This window comes from Paracoccus lichenicola (assembly GCF_009708075.1).
In the GTDB taxonomy this organism is placed as follows: Bacteria; Pseudomonadota; Alphaproteobacteria; order Rhodobacterales; family Rhodobacteraceae; genus Paracoccus; species Paracoccus lichenicola.
In genome coordinates this window covers 105798-126749 of record NZ_WMBT01000002.1, presented here as the reverse complement: position 1 = coordinate 126749, position 20952 = coordinate 105798, and the positions used below count along the sequence as shown (strand labels likewise).

25 protein-coding genes are annotated in these 20952 nt (G+C 66.8%); 7 read left to right on the top strand and 18 right to left on the bottom strand.

The annotated features are described in order from the left end of the window. Positions 1 to 44: 44 nt before the first annotated feature. The 3 genes from GIY56_RS04075 to GIY56_RS04065 are packed head-to-tail and all read right to left on the bottom strand — an operon-like array spanning position 45 to position 2687. Positions 45 to 1166, bottom strand: coding sequence for a S1C family serine protease (locus GIY56_RS04075; RefSeq protein ID WP_154763543.1), 1122 nt, complete (start codon positions 1164 to 1166; stop codon positions 45 to 47). A 49-nt stretch (positions 1167 to 1215) separates the two neighbouring features. Continuing rightward, positions 1216 to 2085: a glycosyltransferase family 2 protein gene (locus tag GIY56_RS04070; protein ID WP_328288435.1), complete on the bottom strand. Its 870-nt coding sequence runs from the start codon at positions 2083 to 2085 to the stop codon at positions 1216 to 1218. Continuing rightward, positions 2082 to 2687, bottom strand: coding sequence for a hypothetical protein (locus GIY56_RS04065; RefSeq protein ID WP_230312272.1), 606 nt, complete (start codon positions 2685 to 2687; stop codon positions 2082 to 2084). Before GIY56_RS04065 ends, GIY56_RS04070 begins: the two co-directional genes overlap by 4 nt. 12 nt (positions 2688 to 2699) lie before the next feature. Here GIY56_RS04065 and infC point away from each other — a divergent pair, with 12 nt between their 5' ends. Continuing rightward, the gene (infC, locus tag GIY56_RS04060) at positions 2700 to 3422 is read left to right on the top strand and encodes a translation initiation factor IF-3 (RefSeq protein WP_328288434.1); all 723 of its coding nucleotides are present in this window, start codon (positions 2700 to 2702) and stop codon (positions 3420 to 3422) included. 55 nt (positions 3423 to 3477) lie between these two features. Here infC and GIY56_RS04055 read toward each other — a convergent pair whose 3' ends face one another. Further along, a complete protein-coding gene (locus GIY56_RS04055; RefSeq protein ID WP_230312271.1) occupies positions 3478 to 3795 on the bottom strand; it encodes a TM2 domain-containing protein in 318 nt (105 codons plus the stop codon). 76 nt (positions 3796 to 3871) lie between these two features. Beyond that, positions 3872 to 5113 carry a DVUA0089 family protein gene (locus GIY56_RS04050; protein WP_154763540.1) on the bottom strand — a complete coding sequence of 414 codons (1242 nt, stop codon included), beginning with the start codon at positions 5111 to 5113 and terminating at the stop codon, positions 3872 to 3874. A 174-nt stretch (positions 5114 to 5287) separates the two neighbouring features. Here GIY56_RS04050 and pheT point away from each other — a divergent pair, with 174 nt between their 5' ends. Then, positions 5288 to 7675: a phenylalanine--tRNA ligase subunit beta gene (pheT, locus tag GIY56_RS04045; protein WP_154763539.1), complete on the top strand. Its 2388-nt coding sequence runs from the start codon at positions 5288 to 5290 to the stop codon at positions 7673 to 7675. 14 nt (positions 7676 to 7689) lie between these two features. Here the strand turns inward: pheT and GIY56_RS04040 are convergent, their stop codons facing one another. The 7 genes from GIY56_RS04040 to GIY56_RS04010 form a co-directional block, all read right to left on the bottom strand. After that, entirely contained in the window at positions 7690 to 7965 is a 276-nt protein-coding gene (locus tag GIY56_RS04040; protein WP_154763538.1) for a ribbon-helix-helix domain-containing protein, read from the bottom strand. Further along, positions 7958 to 8149, bottom strand: a complete 192-nt coding sequence (locus GIY56_RS04035) for a DUF4169 family protein (RefSeq protein WP_154763537.1) — start codon at positions 8147 to 8149, stop codon at positions 7958 to 7960. The genes GIY56_RS04040 and GIY56_RS04035 overlap by 8 nt, the downstream gene beginning before the upstream one ends. Before the next feature lie 65 nt (positions 8150 to 8214). Beyond that, entirely contained in the window at positions 8215 to 9609 is a 1395-nt protein-coding gene (gene fumC / locus GIY56_RS04030; RefSeq protein ID WP_154763536.1) for a class II fumarate hydratase, read from the bottom strand. 81 nt (positions 9610 to 9690) lie between these two features. Further along, the gene (locus GIY56_RS04025; protein ID WP_230312270.1) at positions 9691 to 10617 is read right to left on the bottom strand and encodes a dihydrodipicolinate synthase family protein; all 927 of its coding nucleotides are present in this window, start codon (positions 10615 to 10617) and stop codon (positions 9691 to 9693) included. Positions 10618 to 10638: 21 nt separating this feature from the next. Next, positions 10639 to 11481, bottom strand: a complete 843-nt coding sequence (locus tag GIY56_RS04020) for a transglutaminase-like domain-containing protein (protein ID WP_154763535.1) — start codon at positions 11479 to 11481, stop codon at positions 10639 to 10641. Beyond that, entirely contained in the window at positions 11481 to 11903 is a 423-nt protein-coding gene (locus GIY56_RS04015; RefSeq protein ID WP_154763534.1) for an OsmC family protein, read from the bottom strand. Before GIY56_RS04015 ends, GIY56_RS04020 begins: the two co-directional genes overlap by 1 nt. 70 nt (positions 11904 to 11973) lie before the next feature. Then, on the bottom strand, positions 11974 to 13134 hold the full coding sequence (locus GIY56_RS04010; RefSeq protein ID WP_328288433.1) for a deoxyguanosinetriphosphate triphosphohydrolase: 1161 nt from the start codon (positions 13132 to 13134) through the stop codon (positions 11974 to 11976). Between the two features lie 75 nt (positions 13135 to 13209). On the opposite strand from GIY56_RS04010, the gene GIY56_RS04005 reads away from it, so the two are divergent. Further along, positions 13210 to 13533, top strand: a complete 324-nt coding sequence (locus tag GIY56_RS04005) for a HesB/IscA family protein (protein ID WP_154763533.1) — start codon at positions 13210 to 13212, stop codon at positions 13531 to 13533. Here the strand turns inward: GIY56_RS04005 and GIY56_RS04000 are convergent. Then, positions 13525 to 14178, bottom strand: a complete 654-nt coding sequence (locus GIY56_RS04000; protein WP_154763532.1) for a hypothetical protein — start codon at positions 14176 to 14178, stop codon at positions 13525 to 13527. The genes GIY56_RS04005 and GIY56_RS04000 overlap by 9 nt on opposite strands. 64 nt (positions 14179 to 14242) lie before the next feature. On the opposite strand from GIY56_RS04000, the gene xth reads away from it, so the two are divergent. Next, positions 14243 to 15028, top strand: coding sequence for an exodeoxyribonuclease III (gene xth / locus GIY56_RS03995; RefSeq protein ID WP_154763531.1), 786 nt, complete (start codon positions 14243 to 14245; stop codon positions 15026 to 15028). Here xth and GIY56_RS03990 read toward each other — a convergent pair. Beyond that, a complete protein-coding gene (locus tag GIY56_RS03990; protein WP_154763530.1) occupies positions 15025 to 15912 on the bottom strand; it encodes a cation diffusion facilitator family transporter in 888 nt (295 codons plus the stop codon). The two genes, xth and GIY56_RS03990, sit on opposite strands and share 4 nt — an antisense overlap. Positions 15913 to 16028: 116 nt before the next feature. Between GIY56_RS03990 and GIY56_RS03985 the strand changes: the two genes are divergently transcribed. Beyond that, entirely contained in the window at positions 16029 to 16355 is a 327-nt protein-coding gene (locus GIY56_RS03985; protein ID WP_154763529.1) for a YnfA family protein, read from the top strand. A gap of 3 nt (positions 16356 to 16358) precedes the next feature. On the opposite strand, the gene GIY56_RS03980 is transcribed toward GIY56_RS03985, so the two are convergent. Genes GIY56_RS03980 through GIY56_RS03975 form a run of 3 tightly spaced genes read right to left on the bottom strand, consistent with a single transcriptional unit; the run spans position 16359 to position 18561 of the window. After that, entirely contained in the window at positions 16359 to 16700 is a 342-nt protein-coding gene (locus GIY56_RS03980; RefSeq protein WP_154763528.1) for a hypothetical protein, read from the bottom strand. Beyond that, a complete protein-coding gene (locus tag GIY56_RS18715) occupies positions 16700 to 16828 on the bottom strand; it encodes a hypothetical protein (protein WP_268866557.1) in 129 nt (42 codons plus the stop codon). The genes GIY56_RS03980 and GIY56_RS18715 overlap by 1 nt, the downstream gene beginning before the upstream one ends. Further along, positions 16825 to 18561, bottom strand: coding sequence for an extracellular solute-binding protein (locus tag GIY56_RS03975; RefSeq protein WP_328288432.1), 1737 nt, complete (start codon positions 18559 to 18561; stop codon positions 16825 to 16827). Before GIY56_RS03975 ends, GIY56_RS18715 begins: the two co-directional genes overlap by 4 nt. Between GIY56_RS03975 and GIY56_RS18830 the strand changes: the two genes are divergently transcribed. Next, complete coding sequence (locus GIY56_RS18830) at positions 18527 to 18799, top strand: hypothetical protein (protein ID WP_328288460.1); 273 nt, start codon at positions 18527 to 18529, stop codon at positions 18797 to 18799. The genes GIY56_RS03975 and GIY56_RS18830 overlap by 35 nt on opposite strands. Positions 18800 to 18952: 153 nt before the next feature. Continuing rightward, positions 18953 to 19735, top strand: coding sequence for a 3-hydroxybutyrate dehydrogenase (locus GIY56_RS03970; protein ID WP_154763526.1), 783 nt, complete (start codon positions 18953 to 18955; stop codon positions 19733 to 19735). Here the strand turns inward: GIY56_RS03970 and GIY56_RS03965 are convergent. Beyond that, positions 19732 to 20934: a pyridoxal phosphate-dependent aminotransferase gene (locus tag GIY56_RS03965; RefSeq protein ID WP_154763525.1), complete on the bottom strand. Its 1203-nt coding sequence runs from the start codon at positions 20932 to 20934 to the stop codon at positions 19732 to 19734. The genes GIY56_RS03970 and GIY56_RS03965 overlap by 4 nt on opposite strands. Between the last annotated feature and the right edge of the window lie 18 nt (positions 20935 to 20952).

Sequence of the window (20952 nt, the reverse complement as noted above, 5' to 3'; positions counted from 1 at the left end):
CAGGCCGTCATCCGCGCGCAAGGCGCAACAGTGGGAAGGCCGGGTCATGTCCCGGCGGCCAGGGTCGCCGTCATCTCGATCCTGCGGCTGTCCCGCAGGATCCCCAGCCTGACCGTCTCGCCCGCCTGCCGCAGGTCCAGGGCGGCTTGCAGGTCCTCGGACCCCTTGAGCGGCGCATCGTCCAGCGACACGATCACGTCGCCCAGGCCCAGCCGTCCGTCCCGCGTCATTCTTGCGGGCCTGAGACCTGCGGCATCGGCGGGGCTGCCCGGCGTGACATCCAGCACCATCACCCCGCTTATCCCCGCGCGCGCCAGCAAGGCATCCCCGCGCGGATCATGCGCGACACCCAGGGTGGGCGGGGCATAGCGGCCCGTGGCGATCAGCTGCGGCACGACCCGGTTCACGGTGTCCACCGGCACCGCGAACCCGATCCCGGCGCTGGATCCCGAGGGGCTGTAGATGGCCGTGTTCACCCCGATCAGCCGCCCGGCGCTGTCCAGAAGCGGCCCGCCCGAATTGCCCGGATTGATGGCGGCATCCGTCTGGATCAGCCCCCGGATCACCGCCCCGCGCTGGCCCGGAAGCTCCCGGTCCAGGGCCGAGACGATGCCGGTGGTCAGCGTCCAGTCCAGGCCGAAGGGGTTGCCGATGGCAAAGACGCTCTGTCCCACGCGCAAGTCCCCGCTCACCCCGACGGCCAGCGGCAAGGGCTGCTCGGCGCCCGCGTCGATGCGCAGCACGGCCAGGTCGTGTTCGGGCGCGGTCCCGACCAGCCGGGCCGGGTAGGCGCGGCCATCCGCCAGCCGCACCAGGGCGCCGGTCGCGCCTTCGATGACGTGGTTGTTGGTCACGACATGGCCCCCGGCGTCCCAGATGAACCCCGATCCGCTGCCGCGCGGCACGTCATGGGCGTTGCGGGTCCAGAAATCGACGACGCGGCTTTCGGTGGTGATCGAGACCACGCTGTCCCGCGCCCCCTCGAACAGGGCGATGGTCGTCTGCTCGTTTGCGGCCAGATCGCCGCGTGGCAGGACGGCCCGCGGTTCCTCGACCGGGCCGCGCAGGGCGAGTTCCAGCAGGGGAACCCCGCGCCAGACCAGGATCAGCAGGATCCCCGCAAGGGTCACAAGCGCCAGCCGTGGCAGAAAACCGTCCTTTGCCATATGTCGCATCCTTCAGGCGGAAGGTGTCCGCTCAGTTCCTGTCAATAGGTCAGAACCACTGGCCGGGTTCCATCAGCCCCAGATCCATCAACTGCTGCGCCTTCCACTGGAACGGTTCGGAATTGCGCCACCGGAAGCTGCTTATGGCGTCGCGGGATCCCGGATTGGTGGCCAGCGCCTTGGCCGCCCGGAACGAGGCGATCGCGGCGGTCAGGTTGTGGTGCCAGGGGCAGGCATAGGTGTTGTATTCGGGCATGTTGAAGCAATGGTTCGCTTCCAGCCGCAGGTCCGGGGCGGCGCGGAACAGGGCGATGCGGTCGATCCTGCGGCTGGCCGGGGGGACGTGTTCCTCGAACCGCCAGCGCAGGCCGCCGTGGAAATCCAGCTGCCGCTCCAGCGGGTGGCCATCGGGACCCTTCCGGCCAAGGGCGAAATATCCCGCACGGTCGAACATGGCGTCGGCCAGGTTCACCGCGTTCGGATCACGGGCCAGATCGGGCGAGTAGAGATCGACGACGTAAGTCAGCATCGCGTCGCGCCGTTCCTCGACATGGAAGGCCAGAAGCTCTCCGACGCTGCGCGTCTCGGAAAAGGGGAAGAACAGGAATTCGGCGTTGTAGCAATAGTAAAGCCAGGTTCCGGCGGGCACGGCGGCCAGGACCGCATTGACGGCATCCTGGTGTGCCTGGGCGCGCCGTGTATTCCATTGCAGGCAGGTGACGCGCGGCGCCAAGTCATCCGGGACGGCGACCGGGTCCGGCGACAGGGCCAGGATGTGGCGAAAGCCGATCTGCACGTGATGGCGCAGGGTCTCGGCCACGGCGGCATCGTCCTCGACCAGGACGATGGCGATGGGACCGCGCTTCAGGGCGGCGGGACCGGATTTCAGGAAATCGGCCAGGGGCGGATGGGTGGTCACGGCATGACCGCCTTCACCTGGTCCAGCGCCTGGCGCAACAGGTCGGGATCGGTTCCCGCCGTCTCGACCAGGCGTCTCAGCGTGGCCTTCTGCATGTCGCTGATCGCGGCCCCGTTGATGATCCGGGCGACCTGGGCCGCATCAAAGCCCTTGGGCGTCAGCAGGGACTGGATTTGCGTGGCGGCCATGGCGGCGCTGGCGGCCTGGTCGGTGGCGGCGGCGGCATCCGTGGCGGCCGAGGCCGCTTCCTCGGCCGCTTGTGGGGTGGGCGCGGTCGCGGCGGCATCGGCGGCACGGTCGGCGGCACTCAGCGCCGCTTCGGCGGCAGCCTCGGCCTCGGCTGCGGCATCGCTGACGGGGGCGACGCCCGCGTCTTCCGAGGCCTGGGCGGCCTCGGCCGCGACATCGGCGGCGACGGCGGCAGCGTCTGCTGCCGCATCGGCCGCAGCCTCGGTCGCGGCAGTCATGGCGGGGGCGTCCGTGGGGGGCGTGGCCTGGACCGCTTCGGGAGCCTCGCCCAGCGGGGCGCGGGCGTCCTGCCAAACCCACCAGCCGCCGACACCCAGAAGCAGAATCACGATCACGGCCAGAAGAATACGCATGGCGGGCAGTCCTTGCTTGATGGGTCGGTTGGCCGAAGCTATGGCACAGCCTGGACGTGTGGAAAAGGCGGCGGAGGGGGCAGGGGGGCGACATATCTGCCCGCCTTGCGAAACAACCTTCAAATCCGGTTGAATCACGCCGCCTTGACGATTATTTTCCGTCTATTCCGATTTGGCCATCCAAGGAGCATCGCCATAGCCCGCCGACCGCATAACGCACCGCCTACCCGTGACACCGGCCCTCGTGTCAATGAACGCATCCGCGTATCCGAAATCCGCCTGATCGGCGCTGACGGAGAGAACGTCGGCGTCGTGCCGCCTTCGGTCGGGCTGCAGATGGCGCAGGACGCCGGGCTGGATCTGGTCGAGATCTCGCCGAACGCGACCCCGCCGGTCTGCAAGGTCATGGACCTGGGCAAGTTCAAGTACGAACAGCAAAAGCGCGAGGCCGAGGCCCGCAAGAAGCAGAAGATCATCGAGATCAAGGAAATCAAGTTCCGTCCGGGAACCGATACCCACGATTACGATGTGAAGATGCGTTCCGTCATGAAGTTCCTGGGCGAAGGCGACAAGGTCAAGGTCACCCTGCGCTTCCGCGGCCGCGAGATGGCCCACCAGGATCTGGGGCTGGAACTGCTGAACCGTGTCCGCGACGACGTGGGCGAGGCGGGCAAGATCGAATCCATGCCCAAGCTGGAAGGCCGGCAGATGGTCATGATGATCGCGCCCAAATAAGGCCGACCGCCAGATGAACAAGGGCCGCGCCGGCAGATGCCGCGCGGCCTTTTCGTTACCAGCGGCCCGCCATCAGCCGCTGCCGAATCACCGCCTGGTCGTTGCGGATCATGCCGGGGATCAGGAACAGGTCGATGAACGCCCAGACCCAGGCGAAGGCCAGGGGGATCCATCCGATCAGGATCGGCGCGGTCAGCATCCCGATGCCGGACAGCGCCAGCATGATGATGCCGCTGGCCCAGCGGCCCAGGTACATGCGATGCACGCCCAGGCCCCACAGCAGGATCGCCAGCAGATAGGCGACCAGCTGGGACTTCGATTCGTTCGCGACGCGCTGCTCGATCAGCAGCTGTTGCTGGACATTGTCCGCCAAGGGTCTCTCCATCACAGCGGGCGGATCAGCCGCCCCTTGCCATGACAGATAGGAACCCTTGGTCCCTGCACAAGGATCAGGGCGCGCGCAGGAAGCGTTCGAACATCAGGCCGATGGGGCGGATCGGGCCGCGGGTGCCGTCGTTGCGGTTGACATCCACGACGCCCAGGTGATAGCGGCCCGGTTCCAGAAGGACAGGGCCGACGCGGGCATCGGTGCCGCCGTCCACGTCGTCATTCTCGGCCTCCAGCGCGCCCGATGCCGCGAACAGCACCAGCCGGGGATCGGCGCCCACAAGCGAGCCATAGGCGCTGACGATGACCACCGTCGGCTGGTCCAGATCGAAGCCCAGCCATTGCGCGGCGCCGTCGTGCAAAACCACCGTCTGCTTCTGCCGCGCCAAGTCCACCGCCTGCACCGGATAGCTGCCGTCGGCGGGCGGGTTCAGTTCGCCCTTGCGATAAGCGTTGCGCAGGAAGGCCTGGGGGTCCAGTCTCTGCGCGCTGACGGTCAGTTCGCCCGCCTCGGATGTCAGGGCCGCGGCCCCGATGCAGTAATCGCCCGCCGCCAGGGAAGACACGAAATCCAGCCGCGCGTTCAGCCCCTCGGCATCGTCGTTCTCTCCGATCAGCGTGCCCTGGGCGTCGAACAGCTTCAGATGGGGATCCAGCGTGGGGCTGGACGCGCGCAGCGTCACGGGCGTCGCCCCGGACAGGGTAAAGCGGTAATAGCCGACCTGCCTGCCATCCTGCGTCGTGCTGACCGGTCCCTGGGCCAGCCGTTCGTCGATCGCGCCCTCGGCCAGGGGTGCCGCCGGGGTATCGGGCGCGCAGGCCGCGATCTCGCCACCGGTGTCCGTGCCCTCCTCGTGCAGCAGCGGGTCCTGTTCGAGACGCGACACCTGCACGGTGGCGGCCATGTCGCCGTCCCCGACCGAGCGCAGCGCGACGCAATAGATCCCCGGCCCGACCGTCGTTTCCAGCATCGCATTGAGCGACACGGGCGTGTCGTCGTTCTCGGCGATCAGGTCGCCATCCTCGGTCAGCAGGGAAATCGCGGGATCGCCGTTGTCCGCACTGGCCTCGACGCGCAGGGTCTGGCTGTTGGCACTGGTGCGGAAGGCCAGGACGGTCGGCTGGCTGCCCGCCACCTGAACCGAAGCCGACAGCGCCGCCTGGATGGTCGCGATGTCCTGCCCGGCCTCGTCCCCGGCCAGCCATTCGACCTGCGCGGCACCGCAGATCCGGGGCGCTTCCTGCGCAAGGACGGGTGCCGCTGCAAGGGCAAGGCTGGCAAGAATGGAAAGGCGATAGGGCACGAAAAACCTCCTGCGACAGGTGCCGGGTTCGGGCGAACTCTGGCACCGGGCGGGGCGATAAACAATTCCCGAAGGCCGAAAGATGTCCTGCCGTTCTGCTTGACGCTTGACCATCGTGCCCTGGAACGGTTCAAGGCAGGCAAACGCCCGTGCGCGAAACCGGAAAGCTGCGTCATGAAGTTCACCCTCTCCTGGCTCAAAGAGCATCTCGACACCACCGCCACCCTGGACCAGATCACCGAGGCGCTGACCGACCTGGGTCTCGAGGTCGAGGAGGTCCGCGACCCGGCGGCCAAGCTGCGCGCCTTCACCCTGGCCCGCGTCCTGCACGCCGAGCAGCATCCCGACGCCGACCGCCTGCGCGTCTGCCGCGTGCTGACGGACGAGGGCGAAAAGCAGATCGTCTGCGGCGCCCCCAATGCGCGCGAGGGGATCACCGTGGTGCTGGCCAAGCCCGGCGATTACGTCCCCGGCATCGACGTGACCTTGGGCGTGGGCAAGATCCGGGGCGTGGAAAGCCACGGCATGATGGCCTCGGAACGGGAACTGGAACTGTCGGACGAACACAACGGCATCATCGAGCTTCCCTCGGGGCAGGTCGGGCAGCGGTTCGTGGACTGGCTGGCCGCGAATGCGCCGGACAAGGTGGATCCGATGATCCACATCAAGATCACGCCGAACCGCCCCGACGCGCTTGGCGTCCACGGCATCGCCCGCGACCTTGCGGCGCGCGGGTTGGGGGTGCTGAAACCGGTGGCTGACACGATCGTGCCGGGGCGCTTCGCAAGCCCGGTTTCGGTCAGCATCGACCCGGCCATCGCCGACAAGGCCCCGTATTTCGCGGGCCGCGTGATCCGGGGCGTCAGGAACGGCCCGTCGCCCGAATGGCTGCAACAACGCCTGCGTGCCATCGGATTGCGCCCGATCAACGCGCTGGCGGATGTCACCAACCTGTTCACATACGACATGAACAGGCCCCTGCATGTGTTTGACTTGGCAAAAGTTTCCGGCAACCTGCATGTCCGCTCCGCGCGCGAGGGCGAACAGATCCTGGCCCTTGACGGCAAGACCTATCCGCTGTCCGAAGGCGCCATGGTGATCGCTGACGCCAACGGTTCCGAAAGCATCGCAGGCATCATGGGCGGCGAACACTCCGGCTGTTCCGACGAGACCACGGATGTCTTCCTGGAAAGCGCCTATTGGGATCCCATCGCCATCGCCGCCACGGGCCGCGCGCTGAAGATCAACAGCGACGCCCGCTACCGCTTCGAACGCGGCGTCGATCCGGCCTTCACCCGCCCGGGCCTGGAACTGGCCACGCAGATGATCCTGGACTTGTGCGGCGGAGAGCCGTCCGAAGTGGTTGAGGCAGGCGTCGTCCCCGACACAGCCCGCGCTTACCCTCTGGACCCCGCCCGCACCGCCAGCCTGGTCGGCCTGGACATCCCGGCGGACACGCAGCGCGCCACGCTGACCGCGCTCGGCTTCCGCATGGACGGCGACATGGCCCATGTCCCCTCCTGGCGCCCCGACATCCTGGGCGAGGCCGATCTGGTCGAGGAAATCGCCCGCATCGCCAGCCTCACCAAGCTGCAAGGCCAGCCCCTGCCGCGCCCGCGCCCTGGCGTGCCCAAGCCCGTGCTGACCCCCTTGCAGGTCCGCGAGAAGGCCGCAAGGCGGCAGGCGGCGGCGCTTGGTTACAACGAATGCGTGACCTACAGCTTCATCGACCGCGCGTCCGCCGAACTGTTCGGCGGCGGCGCCGATACCGTGCGCGTCGAAAACCCGATCAGCAGCGAGATGACGCATCTGCGCCCCGACCTGCTGCCCGGCCTGCTGTCCGCAGCCGCCCGCAACCAGGCGCGCGGCTTCGCCGACCTGGCGCTGTTCGAGCTTGGGCCGGTCTTCGCGGGCGGCGAGCCGGGCGAACAGGCCACGCAGATCTCGGGCCTGATGATCGGCCACACCGCGCCGCGCGACCCCTTCGGCAGCCGCCGCAAGGTGGACATCCATGACGCCAAGGCCGATGCCGAGGCCGTGCTGGCCACCCTCGGCGCGCCCGCCAAGGTGCAGGTCAACCGCAAGCTGGACCCGTGGTGGCATCCGGGCCGCGCGGGCAACATCGCGCTTGGCCCGAACGCGCTCGCGACCTTCGGGGAAATCCACCCCCGCATCCTGCGCGCCTTCGACGTGAAGGGTCCGGCAGTCGCCTTCACCGTCCGCATCGCCAACGTGCCCTTCCCCAAGACCCGCACGGCGACGCGCCCGGCGCTTGCCATCTCGGAACTGCAAGCCGTCGAACGCGACTTCGCCTTCGTCGTGGATCCTCAAGTCGAGGCGCTGACCCTGGTCAACGCCGCCGCAGGCGCCGACAAGGCGCTGATCGACAGCGTGACGGTCTTCGACCAGTTCACCGGGCTTGAGGGCGGCAGGAAGTCCATCGCCATCACCGCCCGCCTGCAACCGCGCGACAAGACCCTGACGGACGCGGAGATCGAGGCCGTCAGCCAGAAGATCATCGACAAGGTGCAAAAGGCCACCGGCGGCACGCTCCGCGCCTGATCCTTCACCTTTGCCTAAATATCCTCGGGGGGTCCGGGGGGCGAAGCGCCCCCGGCCTTCGCGGGACGCAATTCCGCCACCACGAACAGCCGCAGCGCGGTCGCCAATCCCACCTCGGGCGGGCGGGCATGGTCGATCTGGCCGATCAGGTCCGCCCGGGTCATGCCGCGCGCGCGGGCGGCCTCGGCCACGCCGCGCCAGAACGCGTCCTCCAACGAGACCGAGGTGCGGTGCCCGTCGATCGTCACCGACCGCTTCAGCGGCGGGGTCATGGGCGGCAGGTCAATCATCGTCTGGCGCGTCGTCGCGGCGATGCGCGTCAAGCGCGCGGGCGGCGCGGTCCGCCTCGGCCTCGCGCGCCTCGCGCAGGGGCTTGCCCTCGCCGTATTTGGCCGCGTTCGCATCGCCCGCCGCGCGTTTCGCGTCGCGGTCGCGCTGCTTGCGGGCTTGGCGCAGGTTGATGATCTTGGTCATGCGGGTCCGACGGAAAGGGGCGCGGTCATCATACCGCGCCCCATCCCGATGCGGTCAAGCGCCGATCAGCCCTTGGGGCCGATCATCTCCTCGGGGCGGACGACGCGGTCGAAGGTCTCGCCGTCCACGAAGCCCAGGGCGATGGCTTCCTCGCGCAAGGTGGTGCCGTTCTTGTGGGCGGTCTTGGCGACCTTGGTGGCGTTGTCATAGCCGATGGTCGGCGCCAGGGCCGTCACCAGCATCAGCGATTCCTTCATCAGCTTGTCGATGCGGGCCACGTTGGCCTGGGTGCCCACCACCATGTTGTCGGTGAAGCTGCCGGCCGCGTCTCCCAGAAGCTGCATGGATTGCAGCACGTTATAGGACATCATCGGGTTATAGACGTTCAGCTCGAAATGGCCCTGCGACCCGGCGAATCCGACCGCCGCGTCATTGCCCATGACATGGGCGCAAACCATGGTCAGCGCCTCGGCCTGGGTGGGGTTGACCTTGCCCGGCATGATCGAGGATCCGGGTTCGTTTTCCGGCAGGATCAGCTCGCCCAGGCCGGACCGCGGACCCGATCCCAGCAGGCGCATGTCGTTCGCGATCTTGAACAAGGACGCCGCCACCGTCTTCAGCGCGCCCGAGAAGAAGACCATCGCGTCATGCGCGGCCAAGGCCTCGAACTTGTTGGGGGCGGTGACGAAGGGCAGGCCGGTGATCCGGGCGATTTCCGCCGCGATGGCGGTGTCCCAACCCTTTTTCGTGTTCAGCCCGGTGCCCACGGCGGTGCCGCCCTGGGCCAGTTCATGGATGTCGGTCAGGGCAAGCTTGATCCGCTCGATCCCCTTGGCGACCTGGTGGGCATAGCCGCCGAATTCCTGGCCCAGCGTCAGCGGCGTCGCGTCCTGGGTGTGGGTGCGGCCGATCTTGATGATGTCCTTGAACTCCTGCGCCTTGGCGTCCAGCGCCTTGTGCAGCTTTTCCAGGCCGGGGATCAGCGTGTCGCGCGCCATCATGCCGATGGCCACGTGCATCGCCGTCGGGAAGGTGTCGTTGGACGACTGGCCCATGTTCACATGGTCGTTCGGGTGGACCGGCTTTTTCGACCCCAGCTCGCCGCCCAGGATCTCGATGGCGCGGTTGGAAATCACCTCGTTCGCGTTCATGTTCGACTGGGTGCCGGATCCGGTCTGCCAAACCACCAGCGGGAAGTTGTCGTCGAACTTGCCCTCGAACACCTCGGTCGCGGCCTGTTCCATGGCCTTGCCGATGGCGGGGTCCAGATCACCGTTGGCCTGGTTCACCCGCGCCGCCGCCAGCTTGATCGCGCCCAACGCGCGGATGATCGCGACAGGCTGGCGTTCCCAACCGATGGGGAAGTTCTGGATGGACCGCTGCGTTTGCGCGCCCCAGTATTTGCTGGCATCAACCTCCAGCGGGCCGAAGCTGTCGGTCTCTGTGCGGGTCTTGGTCATCGGAAGGCTCCCTCGCGGTTTGGCGCGGTTCTAGCCGCCGCCGCAGGGATAGGCAATCGGTATGCAACGGTATGCCGCAGGTCAGATCGTGTCCAGCGCGGCTATGGCGTCGCGCAAGGCCGCGTCGTGATCGGGCGCCAGCGGCAGGATGGGACGCGGCGGCTGCGCGTCGGATAGGCCCAGCAGGTTGGCCGCGCGATGGACCACGCGAAAGCTGCCGCATTGCCGGAACAGCGACCACAGTGGTTGGAAGGCCGCGTCGATCCGCGCGGTTTCCGCCCCGTCGCCCGCTTGCGCGGCCCGGACCAGGCGCAGCATCGGGGCGGGCCAGGTGCCCGCCGCCACGCTGTAGAAGGCATCGGCCCCCGCCAGCATCGCGCCCGCGCAGCCCCAGTCGCCGCTGTAGCCGATGGAAAAGCCCTGCGGCAGGCGGGCGCGCAGATCCGCGATCTCGGCCCCGAAATCGCCATGGGCGGGAAGGGGCATCTTGACCGCGCAGATCCGCGGGATGGCGGACAAGCGGACCAGCAGATCGGGCGAGAACGTGAAATGCGTCGTGGTCGGGTTGTTGTAGATGCAGACCGGCAGGCCGCCCCCCTGGGCGATGGCGGCGTAATGGGCGAAAACCTCATCATCCGTCAGAGGGGTATAGGATATGGGCGGGACCAGCAGCGCATCCGCCCCGGCGGCCTTGGCGTGGCGGGCCAGCGACACGGCGGTGTCCGTGCGCAGCGCGCCCACGCCGACGATCAGGGGCAGGGCGCCGTCCAGTTCGGCCAACGCCGCGTCCACCGCGGCACGGCGCTGATCGGGATCCAGATAGGCGAAGCCACCCGCACTGCCCAGCACGCAGATCGAATCGACCCCTTCATCTGCTGCACGCCGGACGATCCGGCGCAGGTCGCGCGCCAGCACCTGCCCATCGGCATCGGCGGGGGTGATCGGAAAGGCGGAAAGGCCGTGGAACCGCATGGTCTGCCCCTGTTGCGTCAGGGCGCAGAAGGCCATGCGGCGGCCCGGATGGCAAGGTCAGCCGAACAGCATTCCGTCCAGTTCGTTCCCCGCCTCATCGACCGGATGGCACCAGACACGAAAGCCGGTCAGGGCATGGGGACCGAAGCTGTTGATCAGCGGCACGTCGGCCGCGTCCATGCCGCGCGCGACGACCACCCGGCCGATGCGGCGCTGGTTGTTGCGGGGATCGAAGGTCCACCACTTGCCGCCCAGGAACACCTCGATCCAGGCGGCGAAATCCATGGGCGATGCGGACTTGGGCACGCCGATGTCGCCCACATAGCCGTTGACGTAACGCGCCGGAATGTTCAGCGCCCGCAGATAGGCCAGCGCCAGATGCGCGAAGTCGCGGCAGACGGCGACCCCGTCGCTTCGGGCGCTTGCCGCCGTGCGGTATTGCGAAGCAAGCTTATAGTCGAAGACCATGCTGCCGTTGACATGATCGATGACATGCTGGACCCGGTTCCAGCCCGGCGCGACCTGGCCGAACAAGGCCCAGGCCTCGTCGCTGACCAGATCGGTCTCGACATAGCGCGAGGCGGTGAGGAAGCCCAGCACCTCGGACGGCAGCGCCTCGACCGGCCATTCGGGGGCGCTGAAATCGGCCTCGTCCAGCCTGCCGGGATCGGAAAGGGTGATGTCGCTGTAAAGCGTGAAACTGCCTGCCGGCGCCACCATGCGGCGGCAGATATTGCCGAACCGATCGACATAGTTCTGGACCGGGACATGGGGCGTCGTTCTCAGATCCTCGGGAAAGACATAGTCGCGGTGGCGTGCCGGTTCCGGGGTGGTCAGCGCGATCAGCGGCGTGGCCTGCGGCACCTCGATCGTCATCTCGTACCCGATCCTGATGCGCATCAGGCGACCGTCGCGTTCATCGTGACCTCGGCGTTCAGCAGCTTCGAGATCGGGCAACCGGCCTTGGCCTTTTGCGCCAGATCCTCGATCTGCGTCCGGTCGGCGTCGGCCGAGATGGTCGTTTCCAGATGCGCCTTGGTCACGGTGAAGCCGTCGCCGTCCTTTTCCAGGGTGATCTTCGAGGTCGTCCGGATCGAGATGCCGCCGATGCCGGCGCCCGACAGCAGGTTCGACAGCGCCATGCTGAAGCAGGACGCATGGGCCGCGCCGATCAGTTCCTCGGGGTTGGTGCCGGGTTCGTCGGCGAAGCGGGTGTTGAAGCCATAGGGCAGATCCGTCAGCGCGCCCGACTGCGTCGATACCGTGCCCGTGCCGTCCTTCAGCCCGCCTTGCCAGGTGGCCGATCCGCTTCGTGTGAACATGCTGTCCTCCATGCGTTCATGCTTTCGCAGGTCAAACGCCGGGGCAAGCCTTAGGTTCAACGGGGCGCGATTATCGGCGGTTCGGGAACAGCCGCTGGTGTTCGGCGATGGCAAAGCGGTCAGTCATGCCTGCCACGTAATCAAGAACGACACGGGCGCATTGCGTCTCGTCCCCTGCCTCGCGCGCGACGCGGCACCAGTGGTCGGGCATCTGGCCGGGGTCGTGCAGGAACAGCGGGAACAGGTCGTTCAGCATGGCGGTGACGTTGCTACGCTCCACCACGACCGAAGGCGCGCGATACATGCGCGTGAACAGAAAGGACTTGATCGCCTTGATGTTCTGATACAGCGGCTTGGAAAACCGGATGATCGGTCCGTCCATGTCGCGGATTTCCTGCGCCGATTGCGGCTGCAACCCGGCCAGGCGGTTCTGCGCCACGGCGATCACGTCTTCCACCATGACGCCGAACACGCGGCGCAGCGCCTCGTACCGGCGGCGGGTGGGGTCGAGGCCGGGGTAAAGCCGGTCCACCTCGGCGAAAGCCGGGCCGACGACAGGCAGTTCGGCCAGTTCGTCCTCGGTGAACAGTTCGGCGCGCAGGCCGTCGTGCAGGTCGTGGTGGTTATAGGCCACGTCGTCGGCCACCGCGGCCACCTGAGCCTCGGCGCTGGCATTGGTGTGCAGTTCCAGATCCCACTGGGCGTTCACCTCGGCCAGGGCATAGGGCAGGGGGCCGGTGACGGGGCCGTTGTGCTTGGCGATCCCCTCCAGCGCCTCCCAGGTCAGGTTCAGCCCGTCGAAATCGGCGTAATGGCGTTCCAGCCGGGTGACGATCCGCAAGGCCTGGGCGTTGTGGTCGAAGCCGCCATAAGGCTGCATCAGCGCGGCCAAGGCATCCTCTCCGGTATGGCCGAAAGGGGGGTGGCCCAGGTCATGCGCCAAGGCCACGGTTTCGGCCAGATCGGTGTTCAGGCCCAAGGCGCCCGCGATGGTGCGGGCGACCTGGGCCACCTCGATCGTGTGGGTCAGGCGGGTGCGGAAATAGTCGCCGCGATAGGCCTCGCCGTCGTGTTCCACGAAAACCTGGGTCTTGTGCTTCAGGCGGCGGAAGGCGCTGGAATGGATGATGCGGTCGCGGTCGCGCTGCCAGGGGCTGCGAAAGGTGGACATCCGTTCGGGGTGCAGCCGCCCGCGGCTGGCGTCGGGATGGCAGGCATGGGGGGCATTCACGGGGGCAGGGCCTTCCTTGCAACGGGTGCGCTTGACCCTATATTTAGGGACTGACGACGAAAACGGGAACGCCCCATGAACCTGCCGCCGAAAGTCACCGAACGCGCCTTCGCCAAGCTGGCCCAGATCAACGATTCCGGGGATGCCAAGCCCCTGCGCGTGGCCGTGTCGGGCGGCGGCTGTTCGGGTTTCCAATACGACATCCGCCTGGACCGGGCCGAGGCCGATGATCTGGTGCTGGAAAGCGCGGGGCAGAAGGTTGTCGTGGATCCCGTGTCGCTGCCCTATCTGGCGGGCGCCACCATCGACTTTGCCGACGAACTGATCGGCGCGCGCTTCGTCATCGACAACCCAAACGCCTCCAGCAGCTGCGGCTGCGGCACGTCGTTTTCAATCTAGCGGACAGACCCGGCTGCGGGTGTCCAGCTCTGTCTCGATCCGGCGCAGGCCGGGGGCGGGCAGGCGGTTGAAATCGCTGCGCGGGAAGGTGTCGAAGTCGTCGCGCAGATCCTGAAGGCCCAGCGCGGGCAGAAGGTTCAGCGCCTCGCGGTCTTCATCACTCTCGTCCCGCCTGTCGATCTCGGTCGTGACGGTCAGACCCTGGCAGATGTCCAGGGGGCCTTGGGACGCAACTTCGACCTGCCCGTCGCTTTCCATCAGCCGGATAAGATGGCCCTGCCTGCGCGCGACCCCCGCCTCGAAGGTCAAGGGCTGGTCCAGGCCGATCCATTCCGTTGCGGGTCCGAACAGCTCATCCTCGCCCTGCCAGTCGCGGCCATGGGCGAAGCGGACGGCCCATGTGCCGGGCGGCACCAGCAGGCGGAAGAACGTGCCGCCCTGGATAAAGCCCGCCATCACCGGATCGCCGCCTTGGGGCGGGGCCAGGAAGACGACATAGTCCCGCCCCGGCATGGTCTGGACGACCAGCGGCAACGTCGCGGGCAACCCGCTGCGGTTCCACATCAGGCCCGCGCGCGGCGGGTCCTGACCCCAGGCGGGCAGGGCGGTCGCGACGATCAGAAGCAGGGCGAACAGGCGATGCATGGGGGTGAACGCATCTGTCCCGCCCGTGGTTGCCAATCGCGGGACGGCGGATAAAGATGCGGCCATGAAGATTGCGACATTCAACATCAACGGCGTCAAGGCCCGCATCCCCGCGCTGACCGACTGGCTGGCCGGATCGGGCGCCGATCTGGTCGTCCTGCAGGAAATCAAGTCGGTGGACGAGGGCTTTCCCCGCCAGCATTTCGAGGATCTGGGCTGGACCGTCGAAACCCACGGGCAAAAGGGCTTCAACGGCGTGGCGATCCTGTCCCGGCTGCCGCTGGAGGACGTGACGCGCGGGTTGCCCGGCGACGACACCGACGAACAGGCCCGCTATATCGAGGCGACGGTGGTGGGCGCCCAGGCCGTGCGCATCGCGGGCCTGTATCTGCCTAACGGCAACCCGGCGCCGGGGCCGAAATACGACTACAAGCTGGCCTGGATGGAACGCCTGCGCCAGCGCGCGGCGGAATTGCTGGCCGGCGAGATGCCCGTGGTGATGTTGGGCGATTTCAACGTCATCCCCGAACCCCGCGACGCTGCCCGCCCGCAGGCCTGGGTGGATGACGCGCTGTTTTTGCTGGAAAGCCGCGCGGCCTTTCGCCGGATCGTCAACCAGGGCTGGACAGACGCCGTGCGCATCCGCGACCCCTGGGCCACGCGTGGACCGTTCACCTTCTGGGATTACCAGGCCGGATCCTGGTCGCGCGACGACGGCATCCGCATCGACCACCTGCTGCTGTCGCCGCAAGCCGCCGACCTGCTGGTGGAAACCGGCATCGACAAGGACGCCCGCGCCGCCGAGAAGCCCAGCGACCACGTGCCCGTCTGGGTGCGCCTGGCGGCCTAAAGCACCAGCACGCCCGAATGCTTGGCCTTGTGTTCGGGTTCGACATGGATGGTGATCTGGGCGTCGTCCAGGCGATGCTTCAGCGCCGATTCGATCCGGTCGCAGATCGCATGGGCCTCGGACACCGATGTTTCGCCGTCCACGACCAGATGAAAGTCGATGAATGTCATGCTGCCCGCGTGACGCGTGCGCAGGTCATGCGCCTCGATCGCGCCATGCGCCTGGTCCGAGATGGTGCTGCGGATCGCGGTCAGCACGTCGTCCGACACCGCCTTGTCCATCAGCCCGCCCAGCGAGGCGGTCATGACCTTCCACCCGGACCACAGGATGTTGACGGCAACCACCGCCGCCAGGATCGGGTCCAGGATCGCATGGCCCGTGACGATGGCCAGCAGCACGCCCGCGATCACCCCGCCCGAGGTGACGACATCCGACAACAGGTGCTTGCCGTCCGCCACCAACGCGGGCGATTTGAGCCTGCGGCCCTGGCTCAGCAACACCCAGCACCATGCCGCATTGATCCCGCTGGCCGCGACGTTGACCAGCAGCCCTTCCAGCGGCGCATCCAGCGGACGGGGCGCCATGATGCCGTGAAAGGCTTCTTCCAGGATCAGCAGGGCGGCGACGATGATCATCACGCCTTCCAGCACGGCGGACAGGAATTCGGCCTTGTGATGGCCGTAGGGGTGGCTCTGGTCCGCGGGCCGCTGGGCGATGCGGATGGCGATCAGCGCGGCAAGGGCGGTGGCGACGTTGACGGTGCTTTCCAGCGCATCGGACAACAGCGCCACCGATCCCGTCATCTGCCAGGCCAGCGTCTTGAGGCCAAGCACGACGATGCCGACCACGATGCTGCCCAAGGCGATCTTCAAGGTGCGGTTCATGGCGACGGTCCTTCGATGCTGCCCCTTCCGTCGGGGTGCATCTGGCAGACGGCGCCGCTTGTTGCAACTGGAAAGGGCGGTGGACCTTGCCCGGCGGTCGGGCTATCGGCGGTCTGATGCACGCCCTTGCCCTGTATATCGCCGCCGCCCTGGCCGAGATCGCCGGTTGCTTCGCCTTCTGGGCCTGGTTCCGGCTGGGGCGGTCCGCCCTGTGGCTGGCGCCCGGCATGGCATCCCTGGCGCTGTTCGCCTGGCTTCTGTCGCTTAGCCCCGCCGATCAGGCGGGCCGGGCCTATGCGGCCTATGGCGGCATCTACATCGCCGCATCCCTGGCATGGCTGTGGCTGGCCGAGGGGCGGCGGCCCGACCCATGGGATCTGGGGGGCGCCGCGATCTGCCTTGCGGGTGCGGCCCTGATCCTGTGGGGACCGCGCGGCGCCTGAGGATCAGTCGTCCCCGTCGTTCGGGTTTTCGTCGTCGTCCCCGAAGCGGGCGTCGTCGGCATATTCATCCTCGCCCTCGCCCACGTATTTGCCGCTGAGCGCGATGGAATGGTTGTCATGCATCGGATCCATGACCACGTCCGAGGGGATCTCTCCGGCCAGCCATTCGCGCAACTCCTCGCGGATCTCGGACGGCTCCTGGCCCGTCGCCTCGGCCAGATAGGCCACGAAGGCGCGCTGGTCGCCGTCGATCTCGTCCAGGTCGGTTTCATCAACCTCGGGCCATTTCTCGACGATCGCCTCGTAGAAGGCGGTCCAGTTCTGTTGCACGTGCTGCCATTTCATCAGTATCCGCCTCCCATCGACGATTGCGCCCATGTCGCGATGCCGGTGATGTCCTCTCCGACGCCTGCGACCGTGTTGCAGCCAGCCAACATCATGCAGGCCAGCAGCGTTCCCATCACTGCTCTCATTCCTCTGCCTCCTGCCACCACAGCTCGGGCATGAAGCCCGGCCAATCTCCGTAAAGTGGCGTTGTCCGGGCAGGATACCGCAGGTCCGCGGCATGGGCCAGCCGCGAGACCGGCGAGAATCCGACCGGCACCACATAACGCCCCGCGGTCAGGATTCGATCCAAGGCACGGACGGCGGCGGCAAAATCTTCGGCAGTTTGAGAATTCACCATGGCCGCGACCACCGACTCGACCGCCGGGCTTTTCATCCCCATCCAGTTGCGGCTGCCCGGCTGGTCGGCGGCGGCGGACCCCCAATACAGCAGCTGTTCGTTGCCCGGCGACAGCGACAGCGCGCGTTCGTACCAGGTCATGTCGAACTGGAATTCGTTGGTGCGCTGCACGAACTGCGCCGGATCCAGCAGCGTGATGCGCGCCTGCATCCCCAGGTTCCGCAGCGCCTGCACATAGATGTCGGCGATCTGCTGGGTTTCGGACGCGGTGCGCATCGCGGTGCCGGACTGGTTCAGCAGGATCTCGAAGGCGAAGGGGCGGCCTTGTGCATCTTGCAACACGCCGTCGCGCACGGTCCAGCCGGCATCCGCCAGCAGCGCGATGGCCCGGCGCAGGCCCGCGCGGTCCAAGGCGCGGTCCGATCCCTCGGGCAGGGTGTATCCCTCGATGGTGCCGGGGGGCAGGTCGGCGGCGAAGGGCTGCAGCAATTCGGCCTCGCGCCCGGTGGCGGGACCCGGCTGCATCGCAAGGCCGGAATTGGCGAAATAGGACGTGATGCGCCGGTCCTTGCCGCCGTTCAGCGTCGCGTTGACGAAACGAAAGTTGAACGCCTCGATCATCGCCTGCCGCACGCGCCAGTCGGCGAACAGCGGGTTGCGGGTGTTCATCACCAGTCCCATGATCCCCGAGGGGCGGCCATTGGGGATCTCGGACTTCACGGCATCGCCGCGCTGCATCAAGGGAAAGTCGTATTCCTGTTCCCACTTGAGCGCGGAGAGTTCGCGCCAGACCGTGACCTCGCCCGCCTTGAAGGCCTCGAACATGGCGTTCGCGTCGCCGAAATAGTCATAGCGAATTACATCCAGGTTGTTGCGCCCCCGGTTCACCGGCAGATCCTTGCCCCAATAGGCGGGATCGCGCCGAAAGGTGATCGAGCGTCCGGGATCGACGCGATCCACCACATAGGGACCGGACCCGACCGGCGCCTCCAGGCTGGAGGCCGAGAAATCCTTCCCCTCCCATTGCGCCTTTTTCAGGACCGGACGCAGCCCCATCAGCATCGGCAACTCTCGGTCCGTCTCGGTAAAGGTGATGCGCAGGCTTCGCTCGCCCGTCTGTTCCATCCGCGCAACCTTGGCCCAGGCGGCGTGATAGCGCGGGTGCCCCCGGGTACCCAGCGTTTCCAGGGACCACATCACGTCGGCAACCGTGACGGGGCTGCCGTCGGAAAAGCGCGCCTCGGGATGCAGGGTGAATTCGACCCAGGATCGGTCCGGCGCGGTCTCGACGGACTCGGCCAGCAATCCGTAAAGGGTGAAAGGCTCGTCAAGGCTGCGATACATCAGGGTTTCGGCCACATGGACGCCGACACCCCAGGCGGCATTGCCTTTCAGCACCCAGGGTTTCAGCGAATCGAAGCCGCCGGCTTCCGCCAGGCGAATCATTCCGCCTTGCCGCGCGTCAGGGTTGACGTAAGGCAAGGCGGTGAATCCATCGGATAGCGCCGGTTCGCCATACATGGCAAGGGCATGGACGGCTTCGGCACCCGCCGAAAGCGGCAATGATGCAACACCTGAAAAAGCCCCCAATATCAGGCACAAGGCGCGCATAGTCGCGGATTTGTTAAGGTTTCTTAAGATTTTCATCGCCTGCCCGCCCGTTTTTCTTCTTTTCGATACAAATTCAACTGACTTGCCTGAAGATCGTCAATGGCAGGTGAGACTTATTCGTTGGACTCTGGCGGGCTTTGGCGTATAAATACCTTACTGCTCGATAGGTTTCTTGCCTGTATGAAACCTGCCTCATGACTTGCGCCCGCCTTGTGCGGGCGTTTTTTTTTGCCCATGCTGCACCTGCAAACCGGTCCGGGCACATCCCCCCGGTCCCCACGGACAACAGGTGTGAGGCGCGATGTTCGAGAGATTTCTAGGCGGTAAAACGGCAATCGTGACGGGTTCCAACTCGGGCATCGGGCTTGGGGTGGCGCGCCAGTTGGCCAGGGCCGGGGCCGACATCGTCCTGAACAGCTTCACCGACCGTCCCGAGGATCATCAGCTTGCCCAGAATCTGGCTGAGGAACATGGCGTAACCGTCAGATATGTCAAGGCCGACATGTCGAAGGGCGATGAATGCCGCGCCCTGATCCAACAGGCTGGCCGCTGCGACATCCTGGTCAACAACGCCGGCATCCAGCATGTCGCGCCGATTCCCGATTTCCCGATCGAGAAGTGGGACTCGATCATTGCGATCAACCTGACTTCGGCCTTCCACACCACCGCCGCGGCGCTGCCGATGATGCGCGCCGCAGGCTGGGGGCGGGTCATCAACATCGCCTCGGCCCACGGGCTGACGGCCAGCGCCTTCAAGTCGGCCTATGTCGCGGCCAAGCATGGAATCGTGGGCTTCACCAAGGTGACGGCGCTGGAAACCGCACGCGAGCAGATCACCTGCAACGCGATCTGCCCCGGCTATGTCCTGACCCCCCTGGTCGAGGCGCAGATCCCTGACTCGATGAAGGAATACAACATGACGCGCGACGAGGTGATCCGCAACGTCATGCTGGAACGCCAGCCGTCCAAGGAATTCGCCACGGTCGAGCAGATGGGCGACACGGCGGTCTTCCTGTGCAGCGACGCGGCGGCCCAGATCACCGGCACGACGATCAGCGTGGATGGCGGCTGGACGGCGCTCTAGGCGCAGCCTTCGCAAAAGCGGCGGATGCGGGCAACGGCCTCGGTCAGTTGCTGATCGCTGGTGGCATAGGAGATGCGGAAATGCGGGGAAAGGCCGAAGGCCGCCCCGAAGACCACCGCCACGCCCGTCTCCTCCAGCAGAGCGTTGGCGAAGGCCTCGTCATCGGCGATGAGGGTTCCGGCAGCCGAGGTCTTGCCGATCAACCCCTTGATCGAGGGATAGACATAGAAGGCCCCCTGCGGGATCGGGCATTCGATGCCGGGGCAGGCGTTCAGCCCGGCCACCACCAGATCGCGGCGGCGCTGGAACACGGCGCGGCTTTCGGTGACGTAATCCTGCGGCCCGGCCAGCGCCGCCTCGGCCGCGTATTGGCTGATCGAGCAGGGGTTGGAGGTGGACTGCGATTGCAGCTTGGCCATCGCCCGGATCAGCGATTCGGGCGCGGCGCCATAGCCGATCCGCCAGCCGGTCATGGCATAGGCCTTGCTGACGCCGTTCATCGTCAACGTGCGGTCCTTCAGCCGGGGTTCGACCTGCGCGGGCGTGACGAACGAGAACCCGTCGAAGACCAGGTGTTCATAGATGTCGTCCGAAAGTATCCAGACCTGCGGATAGCGCAGCAGCACATCGGTCAGCGCCTGCATCGCCGCCCGGTCATAGCCCGCGCCCGAGGGGTTGGACGGCGAATTCAGGATCAGCCATTTCGTGCGCGGCGTGATCGCGGCCTCCAGCGCCTGAGGCGTCAGGCGAAAGCCCTGCTCCAGGCCGCATTCGACGACCACCGGCGTGCCGCTCGCCAGCAGCACCATGTCGGGATAGCTGACCCAATAGGGCGCGGGAATGATGACCTCGTCGCCTTCGTCCAGCGTGGCCAGCAGCGCGTTGAACAGGATCTGCTTGCCGCCCGTGCCGACCGTGATCTGCGAAGGGGCATAATCCAGCCCGTTTTCCCGCGCGAACTTGTCGCAAATGGCGCGCTTCAGCGACGGCGTGCCGTCCACGGCGGTATAGCGCGTGTGGCCCGCGTCGATGGCGGCCTTGGCGGCATCGCGGATATGAAGGGGCGTATCGAAATCAGGCTCGCCTGCTGACAGGCCGATGATGTCGCGGCCCTTGGCGCGCAACTCGGCCGCGCGGGTGGTCATCGCGATGGTGGGCGACGGCTTGATCCGGGACAGGCGGTCGGACAGAAAACCCATGGGCGGCCTCGGCGGTTT

Excerpts from the sequence above, each read along its gene's own strand:
- fumC (WP_154763536.1), bottom strand. The coding sequence starts at position 9,609 with ATGACCAAGACCCGCACAGAGACCGACAGCTTCGGCCCGCTGGAGGTT.
- GIY56_RS03975 (WP_328288432.1), bottom strand. The coding sequence starts at position 18,561 with ATGTATGGCGAACCGGCGCTATCCGATGGATTCACCGCCTTGCCTTAC.
- GIY56_RS04040 (WP_154763538.1), bottom strand. The coding sequence starts at position 7,965 with ATGATTGACCTGCCGCCCATGACCCCGCCGCTGAAGCGGTCGGTGACG.
- pheT (WP_154763539.1), top strand. The coding sequence starts at position 5,288 with ATGAAGTTCACCCTCTCCTGGCTCAAAGAGCATCTCGACACCACCGCC.
- GIY56_RS04025 (WP_230312270.1), bottom strand. The coding sequence starts at position 10,617 with ATGGCCTTCTGCGCCCTGACGCAACAGGGGCAGACCATGCGGTTCCAC.
- GIY56_RS04000 (WP_154763532.1), bottom strand. The coding sequence starts at position 14,178 with ATGCATCGCCTGTTCGCCCTGCTTCTGATCGTCGCGACCGCCCTGCCC.
- GIY56_RS04020 (WP_154763535.1), bottom strand. The coding sequence starts at position 11,481 with ATGCGCATCAGGATCGGGTACGAGATGACGATCGAGGTGCCGCAGGCC.
- GIY56_RS04035 (WP_154763537.1), bottom strand. The coding sequence starts at position 8,149 with ATGACCAAGATCATCAACCTGCGCCAAGCCCGCAAGCAGCGCGACCGC.
- GIY56_RS04005 (WP_154763533.1), top strand. The coding sequence starts at position 13,210 with ATGAACCTGCCGCCGAAAGTCACCGAACGCGCCTTCGCCAAGCTGGCC.
- GIY56_RS03980 (WP_154763528.1), bottom strand. The coding sequence starts at position 16,700 with ATGAAATGGCAGCACGTGCAACAGAACTGGACCGCCTTCTACGAGGCG.
- GIY56_RS03965 (WP_154763525.1), bottom strand. The coding sequence starts at position 20,934 with ATGGGTTTTCTGTCCGACCGCCTGTCCCGGATCAAGCCGTCGCCCACC.
- GIY56_RS18715 (WP_268866557.1), bottom strand. The coding sequence starts at position 16,828 with ATGAGAGCAGTGATGGGAACGCTGCTGGCCTGCATGATGTTGGCTGGC.
- GIY56_RS03970 (WP_154763526.1), top strand. The coding sequence starts at position 18,953 with ATGTTCGAGAGATTTCTAGGCGGTAAAACGGCAATCGTGACGGGTTCC.
- GIY56_RS04015 (WP_154763534.1), bottom strand. The coding sequence starts at position 11,903 with ATGTTCACACGAAGCGGATCGGCCACCTGGCAAGGCGGGCTGAAGGAC.
- GIY56_RS04065 (WP_230312272.1), bottom strand. The coding sequence starts at position 2,687 with ATGCGTATTCTTCTGGCCGTGATCGTGATTCTGCTTCTGGGTGTCGGC.
- xth (WP_154763531.1), top strand. The coding sequence starts at position 14,243 with ATGAAGATTGCGACATTCAACATCAACGGCGTCAAGGCCCGCATCCCC.
- GIY56_RS03985 (WP_154763529.1), top strand. The coding sequence starts at position 16,029 with ATGCACGCCCTTGCCCTGTATATCGCCGCCGCCCTGGCCGAGATCGCC.
- GIY56_RS03990 (WP_154763530.1), bottom strand. The coding sequence starts at position 15,912 with ATGAACCGCACCTTGAAGATCGCCTTGGGCAGCATCGTGGTCGGCATC.
- GIY56_RS04075 (WP_154763543.1), bottom strand. The coding sequence starts at position 1,166 with ATGGCAAAGGACGGTTTTCTGCCACGGCTGGCGCTTGTGACCCTTGCG.